The sequence below is a fragment of the uncultured Acidovorax sp. genome (assembly GCF_964021665.1).
GTDB classification, from domain to species: Bacteria; Pseudomonadota; Gammaproteobacteria; order Burkholderiales; family Burkholderiaceae_C; genus Acidovorax; species Acidovorax temperans.
Map to the genome: position 1 here is coordinate 62,064 of NZ_CAXIAK010000002.1, position 21,356 is coordinate 83,419.

Annotated in this window: 24 protein-coding genes; 15 read left to right on the top strand and 9 right to left on the bottom strand. The window is 61.5% G+C overall.

What is annotated here, in order from left to right:
* The first annotated feature begins 46 nt into the window (after positions 1-46).
* The 6 genes from AADJ04_RS00800 to AADJ04_RS00825 all read left to right on the top strand — a co-directional run bounded on the left by AADJ04_RS00800 (position 47) and on the right by AADJ04_RS00825 (position 6,739).
* Positions 47-2,299, top strand: coding sequence for an adenylate/guanylate cyclase domain-containing protein (locus tag AADJ04_RS00800; RefSeq protein WP_341238427.1), 2,253 nt, complete (start codon positions 47-49; stop codon positions 2,297-2,299).
* 43 nt (positions 2,300-2,342) lie between these two features.
* Positions 2,343-3,140, top strand: coding sequence for a 3',5'-cyclic-nucleotide phosphodiesterase (locus AADJ04_RS00805; RefSeq protein WP_341238428.1), 798 nt, complete (start codon positions 2,343-2,345; stop codon positions 3,138-3,140).
* 231 nt (positions 3,141-3,371) lie between these two features.
* A complete protein-coding gene (locus AADJ04_RS00810; protein WP_341238429.1) occupies positions 3,372-3,872 on the top strand; it encodes a pilin in 501 nt (166 codons plus the stop codon).
* An 88-nt stretch (positions 3,873-3,960) separates the two neighbouring features.
* The gene (locus AADJ04_RS00815; RefSeq protein WP_341238430.1) at positions 3,961-4,464 is read left to right on the top strand and encodes a prepilin-type N-terminal cleavage/methylation domain-containing protein; all 504 of its coding nucleotides are present in this window, start codon (positions 3,961-3,963) and stop codon (positions 4,462-4,464) included.
* Between the two features lie 11 nt (positions 4,465-4,475).
* Positions 4,476-5,279 carry a TfpX/TfpZ family type IV pilin accessory protein gene (gene tfpZ / locus AADJ04_RS00820; RefSeq protein WP_341238431.1) on the top strand — a complete coding sequence of 268 codons (804 nt, stop codon included), beginning with the start codon at positions 4,476-4,478 and terminating at the stop codon, positions 5,277-5,279.
* Positions 5,276-6,739: an O-antigen ligase family protein gene (locus tag AADJ04_RS00825; RefSeq protein WP_341238432.1), complete on the top strand. Its 1,464-nt coding sequence runs from the start codon at positions 5,276-5,278 to the stop codon at positions 6,737-6,739. The genes tfpZ and AADJ04_RS00825 overlap by 4 nt, the downstream gene beginning before the upstream one ends.
* A gap of 13 nt (positions 6,740-6,752) precedes the next feature.
* Here AADJ04_RS00825 and moaC read toward each other — a convergent pair whose 3' ends face one another.
* Positions 6,753-7,268, bottom strand: a complete 516-nt coding sequence (moaC, locus tag AADJ04_RS00830; RefSeq protein ID WP_341238433.1) for a cyclic pyranopterin monophosphate synthase MoaC — start codon at positions 7,266-7,268, stop codon at positions 6,753-6,755.
* A gap of 173 nt (positions 7,269-7,441) precedes the next feature.
* Between moaC and AADJ04_RS00835 the strand changes: the two genes are divergently transcribed.
* Positions 7,442-8,932, top strand: coding sequence for a M48 family metalloprotease (locus AADJ04_RS00835; protein WP_341238459.1), 1,491 nt, complete (start codon positions 7,442-7,444; stop codon positions 8,930-8,932).
* Here AADJ04_RS00835 and AADJ04_RS00840 read toward each other — a convergent pair.
* The 3 genes from AADJ04_RS00840 to AADJ04_RS00850 form a co-directional block, all read right to left on the bottom strand.
* Entirely contained in the window at positions 8,900-9,253 is a 354-nt protein-coding gene (locus tag AADJ04_RS00840; protein WP_207373578.1) for a phage holin family protein, read from the bottom strand. The two genes, AADJ04_RS00835 and AADJ04_RS00840, sit on opposite strands and share 33 nt — an antisense overlap.
* Positions 9,254-9,308: 55 nt before the next feature.
* Positions 9,309-9,788: a hypothetical protein gene (locus tag AADJ04_RS00845; protein ID WP_198846095.1), complete on the bottom strand. Its 480-nt coding sequence runs from the start codon at positions 9,786-9,788 to the stop codon at positions 9,309-9,311.
* Between the two features lie 149 nt (positions 9,789-9,937).
* Positions 9,938-10,705 (bottom strand): TerC family protein, encoded by a 768-nt coding sequence (locus AADJ04_RS00850; protein WP_142082714.1) that lies wholly within the window; start codon positions 10,703-10,705, stop codon positions 9,938-9,940.
* 515 nt (positions 10,706-11,220) lie between these two features.
* Between AADJ04_RS00850 and AADJ04_RS00855 the strand changes: the two genes are divergently transcribed.
* Both AADJ04_RS00855 and AADJ04_RS00860 read left to right on the top strand, forming a co-directional pair.
* Positions 11,221-11,649, top strand: a complete 429-nt coding sequence (locus AADJ04_RS00855; protein ID WP_341238434.1) for a DUF3717 domain-containing protein — start codon at positions 11,221-11,223, stop codon at positions 11,647-11,649.
* A 57-nt stretch (positions 11,650-11,706) separates the two neighbouring features.
* Positions 11,707-12,012, top strand: a complete 306-nt coding sequence (locus tag AADJ04_RS00860) for a hypothetical protein (protein WP_044395146.1) — start codon at positions 11,707-11,709, stop codon at positions 12,010-12,012.
* A 72-nt stretch (positions 12,013-12,084) separates the two neighbouring features.
* Here AADJ04_RS00860 and AADJ04_RS00865 read toward each other — a convergent pair whose 3' ends face one another.
* Both AADJ04_RS00865 and purB read right to left on the bottom strand, forming a co-directional pair.
* Positions 12,085-12,645, bottom strand: a complete 561-nt coding sequence (locus AADJ04_RS00865) for a YaeQ family protein (protein ID WP_066786348.1) — start codon at positions 12,643-12,645, stop codon at positions 12,085-12,087.
* A gap of 182 nt (positions 12,646-12,827) precedes the next feature.
* Complete coding sequence (purB, locus tag AADJ04_RS00870) at positions 12,828-14,207, bottom strand: adenylosuccinate lyase (protein ID WP_341238435.1); 1,380 nt, start codon at positions 14,205-14,207, stop codon at positions 12,828-12,830.
* Between the two features lie 125 nt (positions 14,208-14,332).
* On the opposite strand from purB, the gene AADJ04_RS00875 reads away from it, so the two are divergent.
* From AADJ04_RS00875 to aroQ, 6 genes are all read left to right on the top strand, one after another.
* Entirely contained in the window at positions 14,333-14,950 is a 618-nt protein-coding gene (locus tag AADJ04_RS00875) for a glutathione S-transferase N-terminal domain-containing protein (RefSeq protein WP_341238436.1), read from the top strand.
* 102 nt (positions 14,951-15,052) lie between these two features.
* The gene (locus AADJ04_RS00880) at positions 15,053-15,757 is read left to right on the top strand and encodes a TetR/AcrR family transcriptional regulator (protein WP_044395041.1); all 705 of its coding nucleotides are present in this window, start codon (positions 15,053-15,055) and stop codon (positions 15,755-15,757) included.
* A gap of 185 nt (positions 15,758-15,942) precedes the next feature.
* Positions 15,943-16,560 (top strand): TRAP transporter small permease, encoded by a 618-nt coding sequence (locus tag AADJ04_RS00885; RefSeq protein WP_341238437.1) that lies wholly within the window; start codon positions 15,943-15,945, stop codon positions 16,558-16,560.
* Positions 16,561-16,603: 43 nt separating this feature from the next.
* Positions 16,604-17,884 carry a TRAP transporter large permease subunit gene (locus AADJ04_RS00890; RefSeq protein WP_341238438.1) on the top strand — a complete coding sequence of 427 codons (1,281 nt, stop codon included), beginning with the start codon at positions 16,604-16,606 and terminating at the stop codon, positions 17,882-17,884.
* A 63-nt stretch (positions 17,885-17,947) separates the two neighbouring features.
* Complete coding sequence (locus tag AADJ04_RS00895) at positions 17,948-18,952, top strand: TRAP transporter substrate-binding protein (protein WP_341238439.1); 1,005 nt, start codon at positions 17,948-17,950, stop codon at positions 18,950-18,952.
* An 89-nt stretch (positions 18,953-19,041) separates the two neighbouring features.
* The gene (gene aroQ / locus AADJ04_RS00900; protein WP_341238440.1) at positions 19,042-19,521 is read left to right on the top strand and encodes a type II 3-dehydroquinate dehydratase; all 480 of its coding nucleotides are present in this window, start codon (positions 19,042-19,044) and stop codon (positions 19,519-19,521) included.
* A 24-nt stretch (positions 19,522-19,545) separates the two neighbouring features.
* Here aroQ and AADJ04_RS00905 read toward each other — a convergent pair whose 3' ends face one another.
* From AADJ04_RS00905 to AADJ04_RS00915, 3 genes are read right to left on the bottom strand one after another with little or no spacing between them, the layout of a single operon-like run.
* A complete protein-coding gene (locus AADJ04_RS00905; protein ID WP_341238441.1) occupies positions 19,546-20,007 on the bottom strand; it encodes a nuclear transport factor 2 family protein in 462 nt (153 codons plus the stop codon).
* A 10-nt stretch (positions 20,008-20,017) separates the two neighbouring features.
* Positions 20,018-20,800 (bottom strand): SDR family NAD(P)-dependent oxidoreductase, encoded by a 783-nt coding sequence (locus AADJ04_RS00910; RefSeq protein ID WP_067512586.1) that lies wholly within the window; start codon positions 20,798-20,800, stop codon positions 20,018-20,020.
* A gap of 8 nt (positions 20,801-20,808) precedes the next feature.
* A complete protein-coding gene (locus tag AADJ04_RS00915) occupies positions 20,809-21,351 on the bottom strand; it encodes a DUF3833 domain-containing protein (RefSeq protein WP_341238442.1) in 543 nt (180 codons plus the stop codon).
* Between the last annotated feature and the right edge of the window lie 5 nt (positions 21,352-21,356).

The window sequence follows — 21,356 nt, forward strand, 5'->3', positions numbered from 1 at the left end:
GACCGCCAAGCCCTGGCGGCTCGCTAGGGCTTGGTGCGTTGAGCCCATGCGCAGCTCCTTGTTGTTTCGCCGCTGGCGCCGCGTGCTGCTCACGTTGATCCCGCTGGCACTGGCGCTTTTGCATGTTTCGGCCGCCATGCCCCTGCCGCTGCTGGAGCGGCTGGACCAGTTCATCTACGACGCCCGCCTGCGCCTGGGGATGTCGCGAACCCTCGACGAGCGCATCGTTATTGTGGACATCGATGAAAAGAGCATCGATCGCATCGGGCGCTGGCCCTGGGGCCGAGACAAACTCGCAGATCTGACCCAAGAATTGTTCGCACGCCAGCGTGTGTCTGTGGTGGGCTTCGATGTGGTGTTTGCCGAGCGCGACAACAGCTCCGGGCTGGCATCCCTGCGCGCCTTGGAGCGAGGGCCCTTGGCCAAAACTCCTGGCTTTGCCGAGCAACTGGCTCGCTTGGCTCCTTCCCTTGACCACGATGCTTTGTTTGCTCGCAGCCTTCATGGGCATGCGGCGGTGCTGGGCTACTACTTCACCAGTGATCGGCAGGGGCACACCCAAGGTGCGCTCCCTTTGCCGGTGGTGACTGGCGCCCAGCTGCGCGGCAGGCCGCTGGCAGCCACCACCTGGAATGGCTACGGAGCCAATCTCAGCGAATTGAATCAGGCTGCCGCTCAGGCTGGGTTCTTCAACACCATCGGCGACAGCGATGGTGTCGTTCGCAGCTTGCCGTTGCTGGCTGAATACCAGGGCCAATATTACGAGTCGCTGGCTCTGGCCATGTTTCGCGCCATGATGGGCGGGCCCACCGTGGAGCCCGGCTTTCCGGCGACGGCTTCTCTCGGCACCCATGACACACTGGAAAGCGTGGTCTTGGTAGACGGCACGCGCCGCATGGCTTTGCCCGTGGATGAGCGGCTGGCCATGCTCATCCCTTTCCGAGGCCCCGGCGGCCCCGAGGGCGGTTCCTATGCCTACATTTCTGCCAGCGACTTGCTGGAAGGAAAAATAGCGGAAGGTACCCTGGCGGACAAAGCCGTCTTGATAGGCACCTCGGCTCCGGGGCTGCAAGATGTGCGTACCACCCCGGTCGGCCCGGTGTATCCCGGCGTAGAAGCCCATGCCAGTATGCTGACGGCACTGATGGACGGCAGCACCATCGCTATCCCGGATTACGCACGCGGTTTCGATATTCTGCAGCTTCTGGTGGTGGGGCTGGTCCTCGCGCTAGGGCTGTCAGTGCTGCCGGCTGGCCCCGCGTTGTTGCTGAGCGCGGCGGTGTTCCTTGCTCTGACCCTGCTCAATTTCTGGTTGTATCGGACGCACGGGCTGGCAATGCCGTTGGCAACCGCCCTTGCGCTGGTATTCACAGCCACAGCGGTCAACATCGCCCATGGCTATTTGTTTGAAAGCCGGGCCAAACGCGCTCTGGCTTCGCGTTTTCGCTCTTACGTTCCGCCCCCACTGGTGGATGAGATGCTCAAGCATCCCGAGCACTACAGCATGCAAGCAGACAGTCGGGAACTCACGGTGATGTTCTGCGACATGCGAGGCTTCACTGCCCTGTCTGAATGCATGCCACCGCTGCAGCTGCAAGCGCTTTTGAACCGGGTGTTCACGCGGCTGACGGAAGTCATCCAGGGTGAGCGGGGCACCATCGATAAATACATGGGCGACTGCGTGATGGCTTTCTGGGGCGCTCCTGTGCCTGCACAAGACCACGCTGCGTGCGCTGTGCGTGCGGCTTTGGGCATGGCCCGGGCGGTTGAGCAACTCAACCAGGAGCATCGCGCGCAAGGCTTGCCGGAAATTGGCGTTGGCATTGGTCTGAACACCGGGCTCATGTGCGTTGGTGACATGGGCTCCAACATTCGGTTGAGCTACACCGTCATCGGCGATGCGGTCAACCTGGGTTCGCGCCTTGAAGGGCTGTGCAAGACCTATGGCGTTTCCATCATCGCCAGTGAATCGACGCGAAACCTGGCGTCAGGTTTCGTATGGCAAGAACTGGATCGGGTGCGCGTCAAAGGCAAAGCCCAGAGTGTGAACATCTACACCCCCTTGGCCGACCAAAGCCAAGCGTCTGCGCTGAATGCTGATGAATTGGCCTGCTGGCAGCAAGTGCTTGCACACTACCGGGCCCAAGACTGGGCACAATGCGGCCAAAGCTTGGCCGCTTTACGGCACCAAGCGCCCCAATCCGTGCTCTATGCACTGTATGCGTCCCGCCTGGAAGAGATGATGTCCCGCCCTCCTCCTTCGGATTGGGATGGTGCCACCCATTTCGATACCAAATGATGGATGGAAAAGTTCTCAGCATGCCCATGATAGGAACACTTCAGTGAAAGTCCGCGTTCTCGGCTGCTCAGGCGCCATCGCCCGCGACTGCCGAACCACGTCTTTTCTGGTCAATCACAACATCCTGATCGATGCAGGCACTGGCGTGGGGGATTTGACGCTGGAAGAAATGCGCCAGATTGACCACGTCTTCCTCACGCACTCCCACCTCGATCACATCGCCGCATTGCCGCTGATGCTCGATGCCGTCTCATCGCTGCGCAGCCAGCCTGTGCAGGTGCATGCACCGGCAGCCACCATTGCTGCGCTGCAGGCGCATGTCTTCAACAACATCGTTTGGCCTGATTTCAGTTGCGTCCCCTCTGCCCAATCGCCGTTTTTGCGGTACGTACCCCTGGCCGCTGGTGAGACCGTCACGGCCGGTGGGCTGGCGGTGCGGGTGCTGCCAGCCGTGCACAGCGTGCCGGCTGTGGGCTACGCGTTACGAGGCCAGCGCGGCTGGTGGGCCTTCAGCGGAGATACCGAGCGCAATCCGGCGTTGTGGAGCGCACTGGAGCAGCTTGCCGAAGCCCCGCCGCCCCAACTTCCCGTCGCTGCGCTGGTCATCGAAACCGCCTTCAGCAGCCGCGAAAGCGACCTCGCGCGCCGCAGCCAGCACCTGTCGCCCACCACGCTGGCTGCCGAACTGGCCTTGAGAGCACCCGCGGCCAGCTATCCGATCTACATCACCCACACCAAGCCATCCGAAACCGAACTCATCCTCCAAGAGATCAAACAGCTGGAACTTGCTGAGGATGTGGAAATTGGCTGGTTGCAGGTGGGGCAGGTGTTTGAGGTGTAACGAACATGCGTTGACTGACATTCATGGCAGAACAAAAATGTCAGTGTGGTGCTTGGATTGGAGGCGAATGGCCCAGAAGCCAGGCCTGTTGTCGCTGTGCGGCGGCACGATCCCGGTGGTTGCGATAGCGCAAAACGCATCTGGAAAAGCTGGCACGCTATCTGCTTTATTACAGCCAGCCTGAAGAACATTCGACAGGTTTCACTTGCAATTTACCCCGAGGAGAGATTTATGAAGCGTTCCCTGCAAAAAGGTTTTACCCTGATCGAACTGATGATCGTGGTGGCCATCATTGGTATTCTGGCTGCTGTTGCACTGCCCGCGTATCAGGACTACACCATCCGCGCCAAGATTTCTGAAGGCTTGGTACTGTCGTCTGCATTGAAGACCGCCATCTCTGAAACCTTCCAAGCTAACGGCCCACGCTCGATGGAATGCACTTCTGCCGCTACATGTGCAGCTATTGGTGCAACGGTGATGGACGCGACCGCTCTGGCGGGTAACAAGAACGTGGCTAGTGTGACAAGTGCAGCGAGTGGCATCATCACAGTCACCTATAAGCCTGCTGTAGTTCCTGCCGCTAACAATACTGTGACAGTTGCTCCTGTTGGCGCTAATGGCACCACTGCTTTGAATCTTTCGACTGCTGATGCTGGTACGCAAATCGCTTGGTCTTGCACTGGTGGTACGGTGCTCGCCAAGTATCGCCCAGCTAACTGCCGTGGTACCTGATCACTGTTTAGCTGACCTTAAAGCCTCCCCAGATTGGGGAGGCTTTTTTTTATCAGTTGAGGGCTAGGTTTGAAAAAAAGAGGCTCTTATGAAAACTTTATACTCCAAAGGTTTTACCCTGATCGAGTTGATGATTGTGGTGGCTATCATCGGAATATTGGCCGCCATTGCAATTCCAAGTTATAACGATTACACCATCCGGGTCAAGGTGTCTGAAGGTGTTGTTTTGTCTTTGGGTTTAAAAAAAGCCATTATGGAAACATTTACCAGTGTCGGTCCTTCCGACATGGCGTGTACTGATTCGGCGACCTGTGAAAAGCTAGGGATTTCATTTCAGGGAGCAACGGCTTTGGAAGGTAATAGAAATGTGGAATCTGTGACCAGTAGTTCCTCGGGCATCATTGCCGTCGCGAATAAGCCTGCAGTAGCCCCCGCTGGCGCTAATGTGCTTTACATTCAACCGGTGAATGATTTTGGTGCTGCACTGGATTTGTCGGCTGCAGCCAATGCAGGGTTGCGAATCAGTTGGTTGTGTGGTACTGGTGCAACACCCTCGACTTTGGCAGCAAAATACCGTCCTAGAACTTGCTGATCTTCAAGTACATGGCAATCGATTCGTCACGATTCAAGGTTTTCAAAGCAAAGTTACAAGCCGCTTTCATCCATTTAGGGTGTGGTGCAACAGTTATTGGGGTGGTCGTTGGTTTGTTATACCACCTGTGGTTTCCGGCGCCTTATGGCGGTGTGGTGGCTGCCACGGGCTTATTGCTGATTCTGGCGGTGTGCGATGTGATCTGTGGACCACTGTTGACACTGGTTGTATATCACCCTCAAAAATCCCTGCGTGAAAGATGGCTCGATGCTTCTGTTATTGTGTTGATTCAGTTATGTGCCTTGGGCTATGGGGTGTGGACGATGGCGCAAGCTAGGCCTGTTTATGTGGTGTTTGAAGTTGATCGGTTTCGTGTGATCACTGCGTCTGAAATTGATCCTGCGGAACTACCTAAGGCGCCACTGAATTTACGTGAACTGCCATGGTCTGGGCCGCGCTGGATTGCGACCCGTGCTCCACGAAATTCGGACGAGCTCCTGGAGAGTATTAAGCTGTCACTGTCCGGCCTCGAAACCTCTTTACGCCCCGATTGGTGGGAGTCCCTAGAGCAAAGCAAATCAGCAGTACAGCGCAAACTTCAAACAGTAGAGCGCCTTGTTTTGGCGAGGCCACAACAGAAATGGGCTATTGAGGGGGTGCTGATTGAAATAAGTGCTAAAGGGCATGTAGCGGTTGAGAATATTCGTTGGCTTCCTGTGGTTAGCTCTAAAAGTAATGATTGGGTTGTTTTTGTGGAGCGAAAATCCTTAAAGCCTTTGGCTGCTTTGCCAATTGATGGATTTATTGAAAATTGAAAGCTTTTATTGGTTTTTTGTGCAAGATGCAAGCAAAAATGCTGATTGCATGTTTCTTGTTATTATTTGTTTTGCCGCTGAATTTCTATCCTGGGGCGGAAAATTCTCATGATCCACAGCGTGTGGTTCAGGTGCTAGTTTTTGCTTTGTTTTTTTGTGGCTATCTGTTGAATTTTCGACATGTAAGTGCTCCTTTTGTGGATAAGAGGGTGGCATGGATTTTTATTTTGTTATTTGTATTGGGAGTGTTTTCGGCAGTTTTTTCGGAAAAAAGGTTATGGGCTTTTTTGGAATTGGCGCTTTGGGTGTGCAGCTACTATGCTGTAATTTATTGTGCCTGGTGTTTTTTTGTTAGTAGGGATGATTTATTAAAATTTTTAATAGGTGTGATTGTTCTGTCCTGTGGTGTTTTCTTTTTTGGGTTTTTTGTTTCATACGCGGCTGCCTATGTCAGTGGTATAGGAATCATCGATCCATGGCTTTTGATAGGTGGCTTTGATAACATCAGGTTCTTTGGCCAATATGCCATCATTATGTTGCCGATGCTGGCGTTTCCTATCTTGAATGATTCAGGTTTTCGTAAATCAGCATTTTGGCTGCTGCCTGCTTTCTGGATGCTTTTGATATTCTCTGGGACACGCGGTGGCTGGATCGCTATGGCGGTGGTGATGGCATGTTTTTATGTAATAGGCGGCACCGTACGCGATTGGTCAAAAATCCAGTTCAAAGGTTTTTGCATCGGGATGACTGCCTATGTTGTGTTGCTGGTACTAATACCTCAAGTGTTGGCGCTGGATCTCACCAACACTGCTTCAGAGAGGTTGACGCTGACCTCTTCGGGTCGTTCGGTTTTATGGGGTGATGCCCTGCGCGTTTGGTGGAATCACCTCCTGCTGGGCATTGGCCCTATGCATCTGGCGAACCTGGGGTATGGCAGGGCTGCACATCCCCATCAATTCCTCCTGCAATGGGGAGCTGAGATGGGAACGGTCTCCTTCGTGCTGATGGTCGCAGTGTTGTGGTCTGCTTGCTTGGCCATCATTCGTCACCTTAAGGCCTTGGGGGCGGCTGAGCTAACTTTGGCTCATGAGCGCGATGCCATGTATGTATGCACCGCTGCGGCCGTTTTTGCTGCACTTGCTCTCAGCATGGTGGATGGTGTTTTCGTTATGCCAACACCACAGATTTGGCTGGTAGTGTTGAGCGGCTACTTGCTTGCACAACATCAGCCGTCTGCTTTGAAGGTAGGCAGGCGCTCAGTGAGAGAGGCCATACTTTCATCAACTAGAACGGTTGTGTTTGCCTGTTTCACAGGAATGTTGTGCTTTGTGGTCCAGAGAGATTGGTCATTAGGCGGTTATGAAGTCAGAGCACTTGCACAAGAGGCTACATACACGGGGTACAAAGACATTCCAAAGCAGCCCCGATTTTGGTTGAGAGGCAGGATTGAGGACCGCTAGCTCCTAGAGCCGTTTATGTGGCCTGGTAATCCGACTTCCCCCCGCGCTTCTCCTCCACCATCACATCCCGCACCACCATCCCTCGGTCCACCGCCTTGCACATGTCGTAAATCGTCAGCAAGGCAATCTGCACCGCGGTCAGTGCCTCCATCTCCACGCCGGTTTGCCCCACCGTTTCCACGGTAGCTGAGCAAAATATGCCGCAAACGCCCTCCGTACGTGCGCTGGCAGCTTCAAATTCGATAGCAACCCGCGTCAGGGCAAGGGGGTGGCACAGCGGGATCAGGTCGCTGGTTTTCTTGGCGGCCATGATGCCGGCGATGCGGGCGATGCCCAGCACATCGCCTTTCTTGGCGGTGCCCGATTCAATCAGCGCCAGGGTTTCGGGCTGCATTTCGATGCGGCCGGTGGCCACGGCGATGCGGTGGGTGGCGCCTTTGGCGCCGACGTCCACCATGTGGGCCTGGCCTTGGGCGTCGAAGTGGGTGAGGGGGCTGGCGCTGGGGGTTTCTGGGGTTTTGGATGTCATGGTCGAGGGCTCTCTGTGCACTTGGTAGCAACCACGTGCGAAACATTTCGCGGGTCGGGGGCATCATACGGTGCAGTGCGCCGCAGTTGGCGCTGTCGCCACCAATGGCGCCAGGGAGACCATGAGTGTTGATATTGGGTAAAAAAAGGCGTCTAGCGCTCGCCAGTAAAGCGCTGGCAGCTTCTCTTTTGATAGCGTTTGGCGCGGCAAACCCCTTGCCTGCTCACGCACAGGGGGGGCTGCCCACCCTGGGCGATGGCAGTGACCTGACCAGCAGCGAGGAGCGGCGGCTGGGTGATCGCATCATTCGGGAGCTGTACCGCGACCCGGACTACATCGATGACCCGGTGATTGGCGAATATGTGCAGGGCATCTGGCAGCCGTTGATGGCGGCGGCGCGTGCGCGGGGTGAGTTGTCGCCCGAGCTGGACGAGCGCTTTGCGTGGGAGGTGCTGCTGGGGCGTGACCGCACCGTGAATGCCTTTGCCCTGCCGGGTGGCTACCTGGGGCTGCAACTGGGCTTGATCGGGGTGGTGGGCACGCGCGACGAGCTGGCCTCGGTGATGTCGCACGAGTTGAGCCACGTGACGCAACGGCACATTTCACGTTTGCTCACGCAGCAAAGCCGCCAGACGCCGCTGCTGCTGGGCGCGATGGTGCTGGGCGCGCTGGCGGCCAGCAAGAACCCAGGCGCCACGCAGGCGCTGGTGGTGGGCGGCCAGGCGTTGGCCATGCAAAACCAGCTCAATTTTTCGCGCGACATGGAGCGCGAGGCCGACCGAGTGGGCATGGGGCTGATGGAGCCAGCGGGCTTCGCACCCGAGGGTTTTGTGGGCATGTTCGACAAGCTGCAGCAGGCCAACCGCATCAACGACAACGGCAGCTGGCCGTATCTGCGCAGCCACCCGTTGACCACGCAGCGCATAGCCGACATGCAGTCGCGCCTGCCCTCGGGCGGGTTGACGGCGAGCAGCCCCTCTGTTTTGCAGGCCGAGCATGCCATGGTCACCGCGCGGGCGCGGGTGCTGTCCAGACCCGGTGTGGATGTGCTGCGCCAGTGGGTGGCGGAGCCGCAAGGCACCGGCTTTGCGGCGCTGCCGCCAGCGCGGCAGGCGGGCGTGCTGTATGCGGCGGCGCTGGGCTCCAGCCAGTTGCGCGATGCGGCAGGGGCGCGGCGCTGGGCGGGGCAGTTGCAGCAACTGGTCAAGAACGATGCTGCGGCCACGCGGCTGGCAAGACTGCTAAGGGCGGAGCTGGAACTGGCAGCAGACGATGCCCCCGCTGCGCTGGCGGCCATGCCACCGGGGGATTCACGCCGGCCCGAGATGCTGCTGCGCACGCAAATTTTGCTGCGCACCGGCCAGTCGAAAGAGGTGACGGGGCCGCTGCAGACCTGGCTGGCGACCCACCCGCGCGATGCTTCGGCGTGGCAAGCCATGGCGGCGGTCTGGAATGCGCAGGGCCAGCCACTGCGTGCAGTGCGGGCAGAGGCGGAAGTGCATGCGGCGCGCTACGACTACGCCGCAGCGGTGGACCGCTTCAAGGCCGGGCAGGATCTGGCGCGGCGCAGCACTTCGGCCGACGACCACTTCGAGGCGTCGATCATCGACACCCGGCTGCGGTCTGTGCAATCACTGCTTCGTGAACAGGCCGCCGAGCACTGATTCGATCACCAGGCCCAGCGCGGAGTAGATGAGCGAGCCGAGCAAGGCCGCCATGAACCCGTTGACGTGAAAGCCGTCCAGCACGCCCGCTGCTGCCCAGAACATGAGCGCGTTGATGACGAACAGGAACAGGCCCACGGTGACCACGGTGACGGGCAGGGTCAGGATCACCAGCACCGGGCGCAGCACGGCGTTGAAAAGGCCAATGACAAACGCGGCAATCAGCGCCGAGCTAAAGCTCTGCACCTGCACGCCGCCATAAACATAAGCCACAAAGAGCAGCGCCGCGGCGCTGAGCAGCCATTTCAGGAGGAGTTTCATGGCCGAAGAATAGCACCGGCCGTGTAACAGGGGTGCAGCCCTGCGCAGGGGTGGCTCAGTCCAGCGCCAAGGCCCACAAAGTGCTGCAGCCGGTGAGCACGCTGCCCAGCACGCCGGGCCAGGAGGATGGTGGTGATGGGCGCTCAGCGGAGGAGTTGACGCCGATTTGCGCTTCGGTGCCCATGCGGGGTTTGCGCGCATCCAGCACCTGGGCAGGGCGGCCGCAGGCCTGCTGTGTTTGCGATTGCAGTTGCTCGGTCAACTCCGCCAAGGGGATTTTGGCCAGCACGGTCGTGACCTGGGAAGGCTGCAGCCCTGCGCCGGGGATGATCTGTGCAAACAGCTTGTCAGCCCATTTGTTGCGCCAGCTTTCGCGGGCGCTGTGGCTCACCCATTTGCTGACGCGGTGCGTCATGCGCGGCGCACAGGCCACCAGCACCCAGTGGCGCTGGCTGGCTGGTTCGTTGGCTACCAGGGGCGCAAGCAGCTGCTGCGCATGGTCAGCGTCGTCCACGTACACAATGATTTTGTCCATGTCGCAGGCCCTGTGGGTGGGTGAACGGGGTGAAACAGAAAGCAAAAAGGGCGTTGCCCTGCCCGTGCGGCGGGCGGAGGTCAACGCCCCTGGGGGCCGCAGCCTGCATGCAGGCTGCGAACGCAGAGAACCGCTGTGCAGGCGCGGGGTCAGCCGTGGGCTGCGCCACCTTCGCCGCCGTCGCCAGCGCGGCGGGACACGATGAACTTGCCCACTGCCAGCACCAGCAAGGCGCCCACGATGTGCGATGCCCAGTACAGGGTGTCGGAGATGACCGCCAGGCCCTTTTCATCCACGCTGCCCCACTTGGGCATCCAGTCCATCACGGCGGGGTTCACGAACGCAGGGTCGGTGACCAGCATGCCGCCAGCAATCCAGCCCAGCAGCATGCCGCCGAAGGTGATGATGAACGGGAAGCGCTCCATCAGCTTGATGACGAGCTGGCTACCCCAGACGATGATCGGGATCGAGATCAGCAGGCCCAGCACGACCAGCAGGAACGAGTGTTCGCCTGCGTTCTGTGCGGCACCGGCGATGGCGATCACGTTGTCCACGCTCATCACCAGGTCGGCCACGATGATGGTCTTGATGGCGGCCAGCAGCTTGTCGCTGCCTTGCACGTCGCCGTGGCCGTCTTCGTCAGGGGCCAGCAGTTTCACGCCGATCCACACCAGCAGCAGCGCACCGACGAACTTGAGGAACGGCAGCGACAGCAGGGTCATGGCGAAGGCGATCAGCACCACCCGCAAGACGATGGCACCGGCGGTGCCCCAGATGATGCCCTTGGCGCGTTGCGCAGGGGGCAGCTTGCGGCAGGCCAGCGCGATCACGACGGCGTTGTCTCCGCCCAGCAAGATGTCGATGATGATGATCTGGCCCAGTGCTAGCCAGAATTCGGGTGAAGTCAAAAAGTCCATGAAGTCCTCGGTGTCCTAAGGCAAAAGGAGTTTCCCGCTGCTGTGATGGCAAAGGGTCTGTCCTGGCGAGTCAGGCCTGCGGCGGAGGACCTGGAACCTGCCCGCGCGCTGGTGCGCAGGAGCGAGGGACGGCCTTGATCACCCCGCTGCGGGGCCATCAAAGGTCTTGCTCAGTCGGTGTGGCCACGGTGGCTGCACTGACCCGGACCGCCGGAAGCGAGACGCTTCGTACTGACGACGGTACGCTGCCCGGATGCTGCTGCGCGTGCTGGGTGGCGCGTGCATGGCCTGGGCGGGAACTACTCCCCTTCGAAGGGGGTGATTGGAACACCGTCGGGCGGCCGGTGCAAGGGCGCGGGGGTTGTGGGTATTGCGTATGCCCTGAAGGGGTATCAGGGTTTACCAGCAGGTTGGCGGATACCCCTGCGCTGCTGTTTGGCGACTCGGGGTCGCTATCATCCAGCCCCCGTCAGCGTCTGCCTGCCCAGGGTTTCTTGCGCTGCACCCCCATCTTCATGACTGCAATCCACATCACCGACATCGAAGCCGCCATCAACCATTGGCGCCAGCGCTTGCCCTCCAATGCGGGCATGGCCTTGGCGCCGCAGGTGCAGGCGCTGGCCGAGGTGTATGCGCTGATGGTGTACCGCCACGAAGATACGGTGGAAGAAGGCAACCTGCCGCTGGAGGCCCTGGATGCCTGGCTGGGCTGGTACGACACCACGCCCGACACGCCCTGCATTGCCATCTGCTCCACCAGCCAGGGCGACGATCTGTGCAAGGGCTGTGGCCGCACGTTCGATGAAGTGCAGCACTGGCCTGCCATGGGCCCAGCCGCCAAGCGCCAGGTGTGGCGGCGCATCACGCTGGAGCACACGGCTTGGCGGTTCACCCGCTATGCCGAGCGGGCGGCGGAAGGCGCTTCCAAACCGCCTGCGGTGTAGCCAGCAGCGTTCCCCCGGGGGCTGTACGCGAGGCGACCAAACCGCTATGGTGGCCCCATGCTGCGCCTGACCCAAGCCCCCAATATCGCCATCGCCACCCTGTGGGCAGATTTGCTGTGCGAAGCGGGCATGACGGCGTCGGTGCAGCGGCAATACCTGGGGGCTGCGGCCGGGCACCTGCCGCCGGACCAGTGCCTGCCCGAAATCTGGCTGGATTACGACGAACACGCCCCCCGTGCACGCGCGCTGCTGCAGGAACTTCAGGATTTGCCCCAGCGCCGCTGGGCTTGCCGGTGCGGGGAGATCGTCGAGGGCGGGTTTGAGCAGTGCTGGCAATGTGGCGCGCTGATGCCGCGCGACTGAGTCATTGCTATTGATTCAATAGCTGCTGGCGCTTATCTGTAGGGCGCTGGAAGGCTTTTTGGTTGATATCTATCACTTCCAGCGCACGGGTTCCAGGTGCACGCTGCCCAGGTTGCTGCTCAGCGTCAGCGCGCCTTCCTGCACAGTGGCCTGCAGCTGCATGCTGCGCTCGGCCATGGCCGCCATGGCCTGCGAGGCTTCGGTGGGAATGCGCCAGACTTGCAGCTTTTCCAGGCGCGTCAGCTTGGTTTCAATGCCCTTCCACCACACTTCAGACGCGTGATTGAAGCAGTAGACGATGACCGAATCGGCCTTGCTGCAGGCCTTGGTCAGCGGCTTGTCTTCGGGCTGGCCCACCTCAATCCACACGCGCTTGCGGCCGGTGAAGTCAGTGAGTGAGGCGTCCGGGTCATCGGGGTCGGACAGGCCCGCGCCAAAGGCCAGCGTCGCATCGCCATTGCACAGCGTCTGCAGTTGGTGGGCCTGCAGCGCCAACGCGGCCAGCCGCACCATCATGCGTTCATCCGTCTCGCTGGGGTGGCGTGCCAGGGTGAGGGCATGGTCGGCGTAGTAGCCGTGGTCGATGTCGGCGATTTGCAGGTTCGCCTTGAAGATGGTGGATTTGATGGCCATGCAGCCTCACTATTAATTTGATAGCTGCCAGCGCTTATCAGGAAAGCGCTAGAGGCAAAAAATATCGAAAACCCGCCAGTGTTCGCTACGGGCGGTGCCCAAGTCAGTGCAACCGTGGAACCGGCTTTGCCGGGCCACGGGTTGCGTCCCCAGGGGGGAAGGCGCGCAGCGCCTCAGGGGGGTTACACCCTTCGGGCCAGCTCGGCGGCCTTGCCGGTGTAGCTGCCAGGCGTCATGGCCAGCAGGCGGTCTTTTTCGGGCTGGGGGATGTCCAGCGACTGGATCAGTGCGTGCAGCGCTTCGGCCGTCACGGTCTTGCCGCGCGTCACTTCCTTGAGCTTTTCGTACGCGCCTTGCACACCAAAGCGGCGCATCACCGTCTGGATGGGCTCAGCCAGCACTTCCCACGACGCGTCCAGGTCGGCGGCCAGGGCTTCTTCGTTGATTTCGAGCTTGTTCAGGCCAGTGAGCAGCGAGGTGTAGGCCAGCGCGGCGTAGCCCAGGGCCACGCCGATGTTGCGCAGCACGGTGCTGTCGGTCAGGTCGCGCTGCCAGCGGCTGATGGGCAGCTTCTCGGCCAGGTGCTTGAGCAGCGCGTTGGCCAGGCCCAGGTTGCCTTCGGCGTTTTCAAAGTCGATGGGGTTGACCTTGTGCGGCATGGTGCTCGAACCAATCTCGCCCGCCTTGAGGCGCTGCTTGAAGTAGCCCAGGCTCACATAGCCCCAGATGTCGCGCGAGAGGTCGATGAGGATGGTGTTGGCGCGGGCCACGGCGTCGAACAACTCGGCCATGTAGTCGTGCGGCTCGATCTGGATCGAGTAAGGCTGGAAGGTCAGGCCCAGGCCCAGGGGCTCGGGCGTTTCGATGACCTTCTTGCTGAAGGCTTCCCAGTCAAACTCGGGCCAGGCGGACAGGTGGGCGTTGTAGTTGCCCACGGCACCGTTCATCTTGCCCATGATCTTGACGGCGGCGATCTTCTCGCAGGCCGTTTGCAAGCGCATCACCACGTTGGCCATTTCCTTGCCCACGGTGGTGGGGCTGGCCGTCTGGCCGTGGGTGCGGCTGAGCATGGGCACGTCGGCAAACGCGTGGGCCATCTCGCGCAGCTTGAGCATGATGCGGTCCAGGCCCGGCAGGATGACCTGGTCGCGGCCCGAGCGCAGTTGCAGCGCGTGGCTGGTGTTGTTGATGTCTTCGCTGGTGCAGGCAAAGTGCACAAATTCAGAGGCCTTTTCCAGCTCGGGGCGGGCTTCGAACTTGCTCTTGATCCAGTATTCCACGGCCTTCACGTCGTGGTTGGTGGTCTTCTCGATTTCCTTGATGGCGGCGGAATCGGCCTCGGAGAAGTTTTTCACCAAGCTGAGCAAGTAAGCGCGTGCTCCGGTAGTGAGGGGCTTGAATTCTGCAAAGCCTGCATCAGACAGGGCGATGAACCACGCCACCTCGACCTGCACCCGGCGGTGCATGTAGCCGTGCTCGCTCATGATGGGGCGCAGCGCGGCAAGTTTGGGGGCGTAACGGCCGTCAAGCGGCGAGAGGGCGGTGATGGTGGACAGGCTCATGGCGCGCAATTGTAGGTGGATGGGCGGCGCAACGCCTGTCAGGCACGGGTGGGCGGGTGCCGATAGAATCGCCTGCCCAGCCAGCGTGCGCCGTTTGCGTGCGGGCATTCACTTCCTGCTGACCCATGAAACTGATCGGATCCACCACCAGCCCCTATGTGCGCAAAGTACGTATCGTGCTGGCCGAAAAAAAGCTCGACTACCAGTTCGTGCAGGACAACGTCTGGGGGGATGACACCACGGTGACCGCCTCCAACCCGCTGGGCAAGGTGCCCTGCCTGCTGATGGAAGGCGGCGAGGCTGTGTTTGATTCGCGCGTGATCGTGGAATACCTCGACACCCTCTCGCCCGTGGGCAAGCTGATTCCCTCCTCGGGCCGCGAACGCGCCGAGGTGAAGACCTGGGAAGCCCTGGCCGATGGCGCCATGGACGCCGGCATTCTGGCCCGCATGGAAGCCACCTGGGTGCACCGCCCCGACGACCAGCGCTGCCAGGCCTGGATCGACCGGCAAATGGGCAAGGTGAACGCCGCCCTCAAGGCCATGAGCCAGGGGCTGGGCGACAAGCCTTATTGCAGCGGCATCCACCTGAGCCTGTCGGACATTGCCGTGGGCTGCGCCCTGGGTTGGCTGGAGTTCCGCTACCCAGAGCTGGCCTGGCGCACCGAATACCCCAACCTGGGCAAGCTGATGGACAAGCTGATGCAGCGCGCGAGCTTCGCGGACACCAAGCCGGGCGCCTGATAACCAGGGGCTTTCCCACCCCCGGTGCATGCTCCCCGCTGCGGGCGGCGCGGGTATCTTGGGGGACGAAGCTGGCTGTGGTTCGCTTATGCTTTGCTGGCTATGAACGAACTGGTTAGAACTCCTTTGGTGGGCGAACCTGCCCCCCGCCGTACCGCACGCAAAGCTTCCGCAGCGGCGCCGGAACGTGGCCGGGTGAACGACCCGGACCGCACCATGGCCAACATCCTGGAAGTGGCCACGGCCGAGTTTGCCGACAAGGGGCTGGCGGGCGCGCGCATCGACGAGATCGCCGCGCTGACCCACACCAGCAAGCGCATGATTTACTACTATTTTGGTAGCAAAGAGGGCTTGTACCTGGCGGTGCTCGAAGAGGCTTACCGGCGCATTCGCCAGATCGAGACGAGCCTGCGCCTGGAAGACATGGAGCCCGAGGCCGCGCTGCGCACCCTGGTGGGCTTCACCTTTGACTACCAGCTGGACAACCCCGATTTCATCCGCCTGGTGATGAACGAGAACATGCACCGGGGCGAGTTCATTCGCCGCTCCGCCACCATCCAGGAGCTGAACGTGCCCGCCATCAATGCCGTGCAGGCGGTGTACGAACGCGGCGTGGCCAGCGGGGTGTTTCGCCCCCACATGGACCCGATTGACCTGCACATGTCCATCTCGGCCCTGTGCTTCTTCAATGTGGCCAACCGCCACACCTTCAGCGCGATCTTCAAGCGCTCACTCGACGAGCCCGAGGCCCTCGCGCAGCGGCGCGATTCCATCATCGACATGGTGGTGCGCTTCGTGCGCGCCTGACCGCTTCTTTGCTTGCTCTGCTGCTGTGCCCCTGCTGGCCCTGGATGGCTGCGGGTGGGCTCCGGGGTGGATGCACACGTGAATTCCGCGCCCGCCATTCACCAAGGGTTTGCCCGAATCATTAAAACTAACCAGTTCGTACAAAATAATTCCAGCAGCCGATAACGTTTTGACTGGAGACAACAATGTTCGATTTGGTGGACCGCGTTTTGCGGGGCTACACACGAGCGCTGGACATGCTGGGGGGCTTGCTCCTCGCCGTCATGGTGGTGCTGGTCTTCGGCAACGTGGTGCTGCGCTACGCCTTCAACTCGGGCCTGACCATGTCCGAAGAAGTCTCGCGCTGGCTGTTTGTGTGGCTGACCTTCATGGGCGCTGTGGTGGCCCTGCGCGAGCACGGCCACCTGGGCACGGATGCGCTGGTGTCGCGCCTGCCCCGTCAGGGCAAAAAAATCTGTTTGGTGCTGGCCCAGGTGGCCATGCTGTATGTGTCGTGGCTGCTGCTCAAAGGCAGCTGGGTGCAGGCAGAGATCAACTGGGACACCGAAGCGCCCGTCACCGGCGCGTCGGTGGGCATCTTCTACGCCAGCGGCGTGATGCTGGGAATTTCCTCCATGGCCATCTTGCTGCGTGACTTGCTGCGCACACTGCTCACCCACACCAGCGACCAGGAACTGGTGATGGTGCAGGAAAGCGAAGAAGTGACCGCGCTGGAACAGCGCAACCTGGGCGATGTGGCGCCCCATTTTTCGCATGGCCCCATCGTGGCCAAAGACGATTCGCCCCCCGCGCGCAAGCCTTGATGGCCCGCGCCCACCGCCCCCTCTTTCCTGAGCACCGCCGCCCATGACCGTCGCCATCTTCCTCGGCTCTCTGCTGATCGCCATGGCGATTGGCATTCCCATCGCCTACTCGCTCCTCATCAGCGGCATTGCGCTGATGTGGCACCTCGATCTGTTCGACGCGCAGATCCTGGCGCAGAACGTCATCAACGGCGCAGACTCGTTCCCGCTGCTGGCCGTGCCGTTCTTCATGCTGGCGGGCGAAATCATGAACGTGGGCGGGCTGTCCAAGCGCATCGTCAAACTGGCGCTGGCCGTGGTGGGCCATGTGCCGGGTGGCCTGGGCTACGTGGCCATCATGGCGGCGGTGATTCTGGCGGCGGTATCGGGCTCTGCGGTGGCCGATGCAGCGGCCCTGGCATCGCTGCTGCTGCCCATGATGGTGGCGGCCGGGCACGACAAGGCGCGCTCTGCGGGGCTGATTGCCTCGGCGGGCATCATTGCCCCGGTCATTCCGCCGTCCATCGGTTTCGTGATTTTTGGTGTGGCGGCCAATGTGTCCATCAGCAAGCTGTTCCTCGCGGGTATCGTGCCTGGGGTGCTGCTGGGCATCGCGCTGGCCATCACCTGGTGGTGGCTGGTGCGCCGTGAAAAAGTGGCGCCACCCGCCCGCGCCAGCCGCGCGGAAGTGCTCAAGGCCCTGCGCGAATCGGTGTGGGCCCTGGGCTTGCCCGTCATCATTCTGGTGGGCTTGCGCATGGGCGTGTTCACGCCGACCGAAGCGGCCGTGGTGGCCGCCGTGTACGCCCTGTTTGTCGCCATGGTGGTGTACCGCGAGCTGAGCTTTCGCCAGCTGGCCGACATCTTCCAGGCGGCGGCCCGCACCAGCGCGGTGGTGATGTTTCTCGTGGCGGCGGCCATGGTGTCGGCCTGGCTCATTACGGTGGCCGACCTGCCCAGCAAGATCATCGGCATGCTGGAGCCCTTCATGGGCAACCAGACGCTGCTGCTGGTCGCCATCATGCTGCTGGTGATGATTGTGGGCACGGCCATGGACATGACGCCCACCATCCTCATCCTGACGCCCGTGCTCATGCCCGTGGTGAAGGCCGCAGGCATCGACCCCGTCTACTTTGGCGTGCTGTTCATCATCAACAACGCCATCGGCCTCATCACTCCGCCCGTGGGCACGGTGCTCAACGTGGTGGCAGGGGTCGGGCGCATTTCCATGTCGGATGTGACGCGCGGTGTCATGCCCTTCATGCTGGCGCAATTCATCGTGATGTTCCTGCTGGTGGCCTTCCCATCCATCGTGATGGTGCCGCTGCGCTGGCTGGGCGGCTGAACGCCCTCGCCACCCTTTTCCTCTTACGGCCTTGCTTCATTCATCCCTACCAAGGAGCCTTCCATGACCCTCTTGAAAACCCTGCTGGCCACGGCGCTGGTGGCTGCCTCGCTGGTGTCGGGCGCGTACGCCCAAGACCGCACCATCAAGTTCGCCTTCCAGAACCAGAAGGACCACCCCCAGGCCCAGGGCGCGCAAAAGTTTGCCGACCTGGTGGCAGCCAAGAGCGGCGGCAAGATTCAGGTCAAGCTGTTCCCTGGCGGCACGCTGGGCGGCGACCTGCAGACCGTGTCGGCCCTGCAGGGTGGCACCGTGGAAATGACGGTGCTGAACGCGGGCATCCTGTCGGCGCAGACCAAGGAATTCGGCATTTACGACTTCCCGTTCCTGTTTGCCTCGCCGCAAGAAGCCGATGCCGTGACCGATGGCCCCTTCGGCAAGAAGCTGCTCGACAAGCTCAAGGCCAAGAACCTGGTGGGCCTGGCCTACTGGGAGCTGGGCTTTCGCAACGTCACCAACAGCAAAAAGCCCATCACCAAGGCCGAGGACCTGGCGGGCCTGAAGATCCGCGTGATCCAGTCGCCCATCTACATCGACATGTTCAACGCCCTGGGCGCCAACGCCGTGCCCATGCCCTTCCCCGAGCTGTACACCGCGCTGGAGCAAAAGGCCGTGGACGGGCAGGAGAACCCGGTCACCACCATCCTCTCGTCCAAATTCAACGAAGTGCAAAAGCACCTGGCCATCACGCGCCACATGTACAACCCGCAGGCCGTCATCGTCAGCAAGAAGTTCTGGGATGGCCTCTCGCCCGCCGAGCAAAAGTGGATCAACGACGCCATGGCCGAAGCCACCACGTTCCAGCGCGGCGTCTCGCGCGTGCAGTCAGACGTGGCGCTGGACCAGCTCAAGAAGTCTGGCATGCAGGTGACCGAGTTCCCTGCCGCCGAGCTGGACAAGCTGCGCGCCAAGATGAAGCCTGTGATTGAAAAGCATAGCGAGAAGGTGGGTGCCGAAACCGTGAAAGAGGTGTACGACACCCTGGCCAAGCTGCGCGCTGCCAAATAAGCGCTGGCCTTAAACACGCACCTGAGGCAAGCACCTCGGGTGCGGGCGTTGGTATCGCTGCCGGGCCGGTGGCGGCCATTGGGCAGACAATGCCGTATTTCCCTCGTTACGCTGATTCCACCGCCATGAGCATTCTTCTTCTGAACGGCCCCAACCTGAACCTGCTGGGCACGCGCGAACCCCACATCTACGGCGCCGACACCCTGGCCGACGTGGAGCGCCACTTTGCCGCCGAGGCGGTGCGGCTGGGCACCACGGCCGCCTGCTTTCAGAGCAACCACGAAGGCCACCTGATTGACCGCATCCACGCAGCGCGCCTGGATGGCACGCGCGGCATCGTCATCAACCCCGGGGGACTCACCCACACCAGCGTGGCGCTGCGTGATGCGCTCTCAGGCGTGGCGCTGCCCGTGGTAGAGGTGCACATCAGCAACGTGCACAAGCGTGAAGAGTTTCGCCACCACTCCTACATCTCGGGCATTGCCGACGGCGTGATTGCAGGCCTGGGCATCCAGGGCTATGAGATGGCGCTGCACTACCTGGTGCGCAAGCTGGCCAAGGCGGGATGAGGGCCGTGACGGCCTGCGACAGGCTCAGCTGTTTGCCCGCCGCTTGAGCCAGCGCATCAGAGCGCCCACCACGGGCAGCTTTTCGTACAGCTCTTCAGCGGCGTCCCAGTAGTCGCGGTGCAGCGTGACCAGGCCTTGCTCATTGAGCACCAGGTGCGATGCGCCGCGCACCGTCTGCGTCACGCCCTTGTGAAAGTTCTGGAAGGCGAACAGGAAATCCCAGGTCAGAAAGCACTGCTGGCCTTGCACCACACGGCCGGTGACGACGAAGCGCGGCTGCTCCAGCGCCTCGAACATGTGGGAAAAGATGCCCTGGATGGCGGGCACGCCCTGCACCTCGTTGAACGGGTCTTTGAAGCGTGCCTCTGCCGCGTAAAGCTCGCCCAGTTGCGCCACCCCTGCAGGCGACAGTGTTTCAAAAAAGACGATGACGCGGCTGACGGCTTCTTCCGTCAAGGCCGCTGGGGGGCTCAGGGGGTGTTCCATGGCGTGGGTTTTACAGGCCGGTAAAGCGGCGCACTGCCGGAAAGTACCACCGGTACGGCAGCAACCGCAGCCATTTCATCCAGCGGGTGAAGCGCTTGGGGAAGTGGATGTCGAACTCGCCGTCTTCCCAGCCGCGCACGATGGCCGCTGCCGCCGCTTCGGGCGTGATGAGCGCGGGCATGGTGAAGTCGTTGCGCGCCGTCAGCGGCGTGGCCACAAAGCCGGGGTTGATCACGCTCACGCCCATGCCCAGTGCGTGCAGATCCAGGTACAGCGCCTCGGCCAGGTTGATGAGGGCCGCCTTCGTAGGTCCGTAGGCCAGGCTCTTGGGCAGGCCGCGAAAGCCCGCCACGCTGCTGACCAGGCTCACGTGCCCCGGCCGCCCCATCTTGGCCGATGCCACCATGGCGGGCAGCACGCCGGCCAGCACGCGCAGGGTGCCGGTGTAGTTCACGTCTTCATGGCGCAGGGCTTCGGTCAGGTCGAAGTCGGTGGCTCGCATGTCGCGGTAGTGGCCGGCGCAGTAGCACACCAGGTCCAGCGGGCCGCCCGCCAGCACCTGCTGCGCGGCGGCCTTGACCTGGGCGGTGTGGGCCGTGTCCAGCGGCACGGCCACGCTGCCGGGGTGCTCGTCTACAAACGCTTGCAGGGCTTGCGCGTTGCGGGCCGACACAATGACCTGCGCCCCCCGCGCATGCAGCAGCGCCGCCGTGGCGCGGCCAATGCCGCTGGAGGCGCCCACCAGCCACACGCGTCGGCCCTGCCAGTAATGGATGCGGGGATTGAGACTCATGGCGTGGCTCAGGTGCGCTTGGTGAACGACAGGGTGATCTCACCCAGCCGCACGCCAAACTTGCTCATCGTGGCGCGGTTGAGCATCACGCGCTCGTCGATCAGGTACATCCAGTCGTCAAAGTCCACGTGGTAGACCTTGCCATCCACCGGCAAGGCCAGCGTGTAGCCCCAGCGAAAGGCATTGCCTTGCGTCTGGCCCCTGGCTGTGCCCACCACGTCGTCGGCCGTGCCGGTGTAGTGGCCATCGGCATGCTGGGTCAGACGCCAGATGCGCCGCTGGGTGGTGCCGTCGGAATAGGTGAAGGCTTCGTCCAGCACGCCTTCGTTGCCCTTCCAGCTGCACTCCATCACCACCGTGAAGCGGCGGGCGATCTGGCCGCTGCGGCCCTGGAAGATGCCGTGGGCATCTACCGTGCCATTGAAGTACTGGGTCAGGTCCAGCACGGGCTTTTCGCTGGCGTATCCGGCCAGGTTCTGGCTGGCGCACCCGGTCAGGGCCGCAAGCGGCGCCACGGCGGTGGCGCCCAGAAGGGTTCGGCGTTGGATCATGGGAA

Coding starts and splice junctions, on each gene's coding strand:
- AADJ04_RS00810 (WP_341238429.1), top strand. CDS start 3,372: ATGAAGCGTTCCCTGCAAAAAGGTTTTACCCTGATCGAACTGATGATC.
- AADJ04_RS00880 (WP_044395041.1), top strand. CDS start 15,053: ATGAACGAACTGGTTAGAACTCCTTTGGTGGGCGAACCTGCCCCCCGC.
- moaC (WP_341238433.1), bottom strand. CDS start 7,268: ATGACATCCAAAACCCCAGAAACCCCCAGCGCCAGCCCCCTCACCCAC.
- AADJ04_RS00815 (WP_341238430.1), top strand. CDS start 3,961: ATGAAAACTTTATACTCCAAAGGTTTTACCCTGATCGAGTTGATGATT.
- AADJ04_RS00890 (WP_341238438.1), top strand. CDS start 16,604: ATGACCGTCGCCATCTTCCTCGGCTCTCTGCTGATCGCCATGGCGATT.
- AADJ04_RS00840 (WP_207373578.1), bottom strand. CDS start 9,253: ATGAAACTCCTCCTGAAATGGCTGCTCAGCGCCGCGGCGCTGCTCTTT.
- AADJ04_RS00905 (WP_341238441.1), bottom strand. CDS start 20,007: ATGGAACACCCCCTGAGCCCCCCAGCGGCCTTGACGGAAGAAGCCGTC.
- tfpZ (WP_341238431.1), top strand. CDS start 4,476: ATGGCAATCGATTCGTCACGATTCAAGGTTTTCAAAGCAAAGTTACAA.
- AADJ04_RS00915 (WP_341238442.1), bottom strand. CDS start 21,351: ATGATCCAACGCCGAACCCTTCTGGGCGCCACCGCCGTGGCGCCGCTT.
- purB (WP_341238435.1), bottom strand. CDS start 14,207: ATGAGCCTGTCCACCATCACCGCCCTCTCGCCGCTTGACGGCCGTTAC.
- AADJ04_RS00855 (WP_341238434.1), top strand. CDS start 11,221: ATGACTGCAATCCACATCACCGACATCGAAGCCGCCATCAACCATTGG.
- AADJ04_RS00910 (WP_067512586.1), bottom strand. CDS start 20,800: ATGAGTCTCAATCCCCGCATCCATTACTGGCAGGGCCGACGCGTGTGG.
- AADJ04_RS00865 (WP_066786348.1), bottom strand. CDS start 12,645: ATGGCCATCAAATCCACCATCTTCAAGGCGAACCTGCAAATCGCCGAC.
- AADJ04_RS00860 (WP_044395146.1), top strand. CDS start 11,707: ATGCTGCGCCTGACCCAAGCCCCCAATATCGCCATCGCCACCCTGTGG.
- AADJ04_RS00885 (WP_341238437.1), top strand. CDS start 15,943: ATGTTCGATTTGGTGGACCGCGTTTTGCGGGGCTACACACGAGCGCTG.
- aroQ (WP_341238440.1), top strand. CDS start 19,042: ATGCCGTATTTCCCTCGTTACGCTGATTCCACCGCCATGAGCATTCTT.
- AADJ04_RS00850 (WP_142082714.1), bottom strand. CDS start 10,705: ATGGACTTTTTGACTTCACCCGAATTCTGGCTAGCACTGGGCCAGATC.
- AADJ04_RS00875 (WP_341238436.1), top strand. CDS start 14,333: ATGAAACTGATCGGATCCACCACCAGCCCCTATGTGCGCAAAGTACGT.
- AADJ04_RS00800 (WP_341238427.1), top strand. CDS start 47: ATGCGCAGCTCCTTGTTGTTTCGCCGCTGGCGCCGCGTGCTGCTCACG.
- AADJ04_RS00845 (WP_198846095.1), bottom strand. CDS start 9,788: ATGGACAAAATCATTGTGTACGTGGACGACGCTGACCATGCGCAGCAG.
- AADJ04_RS00895 (WP_341238439.1), top strand. CDS start 17,948: ATGACCCTCTTGAAAACCCTGCTGGCCACGGCGCTGGTGGCTGCCTCG.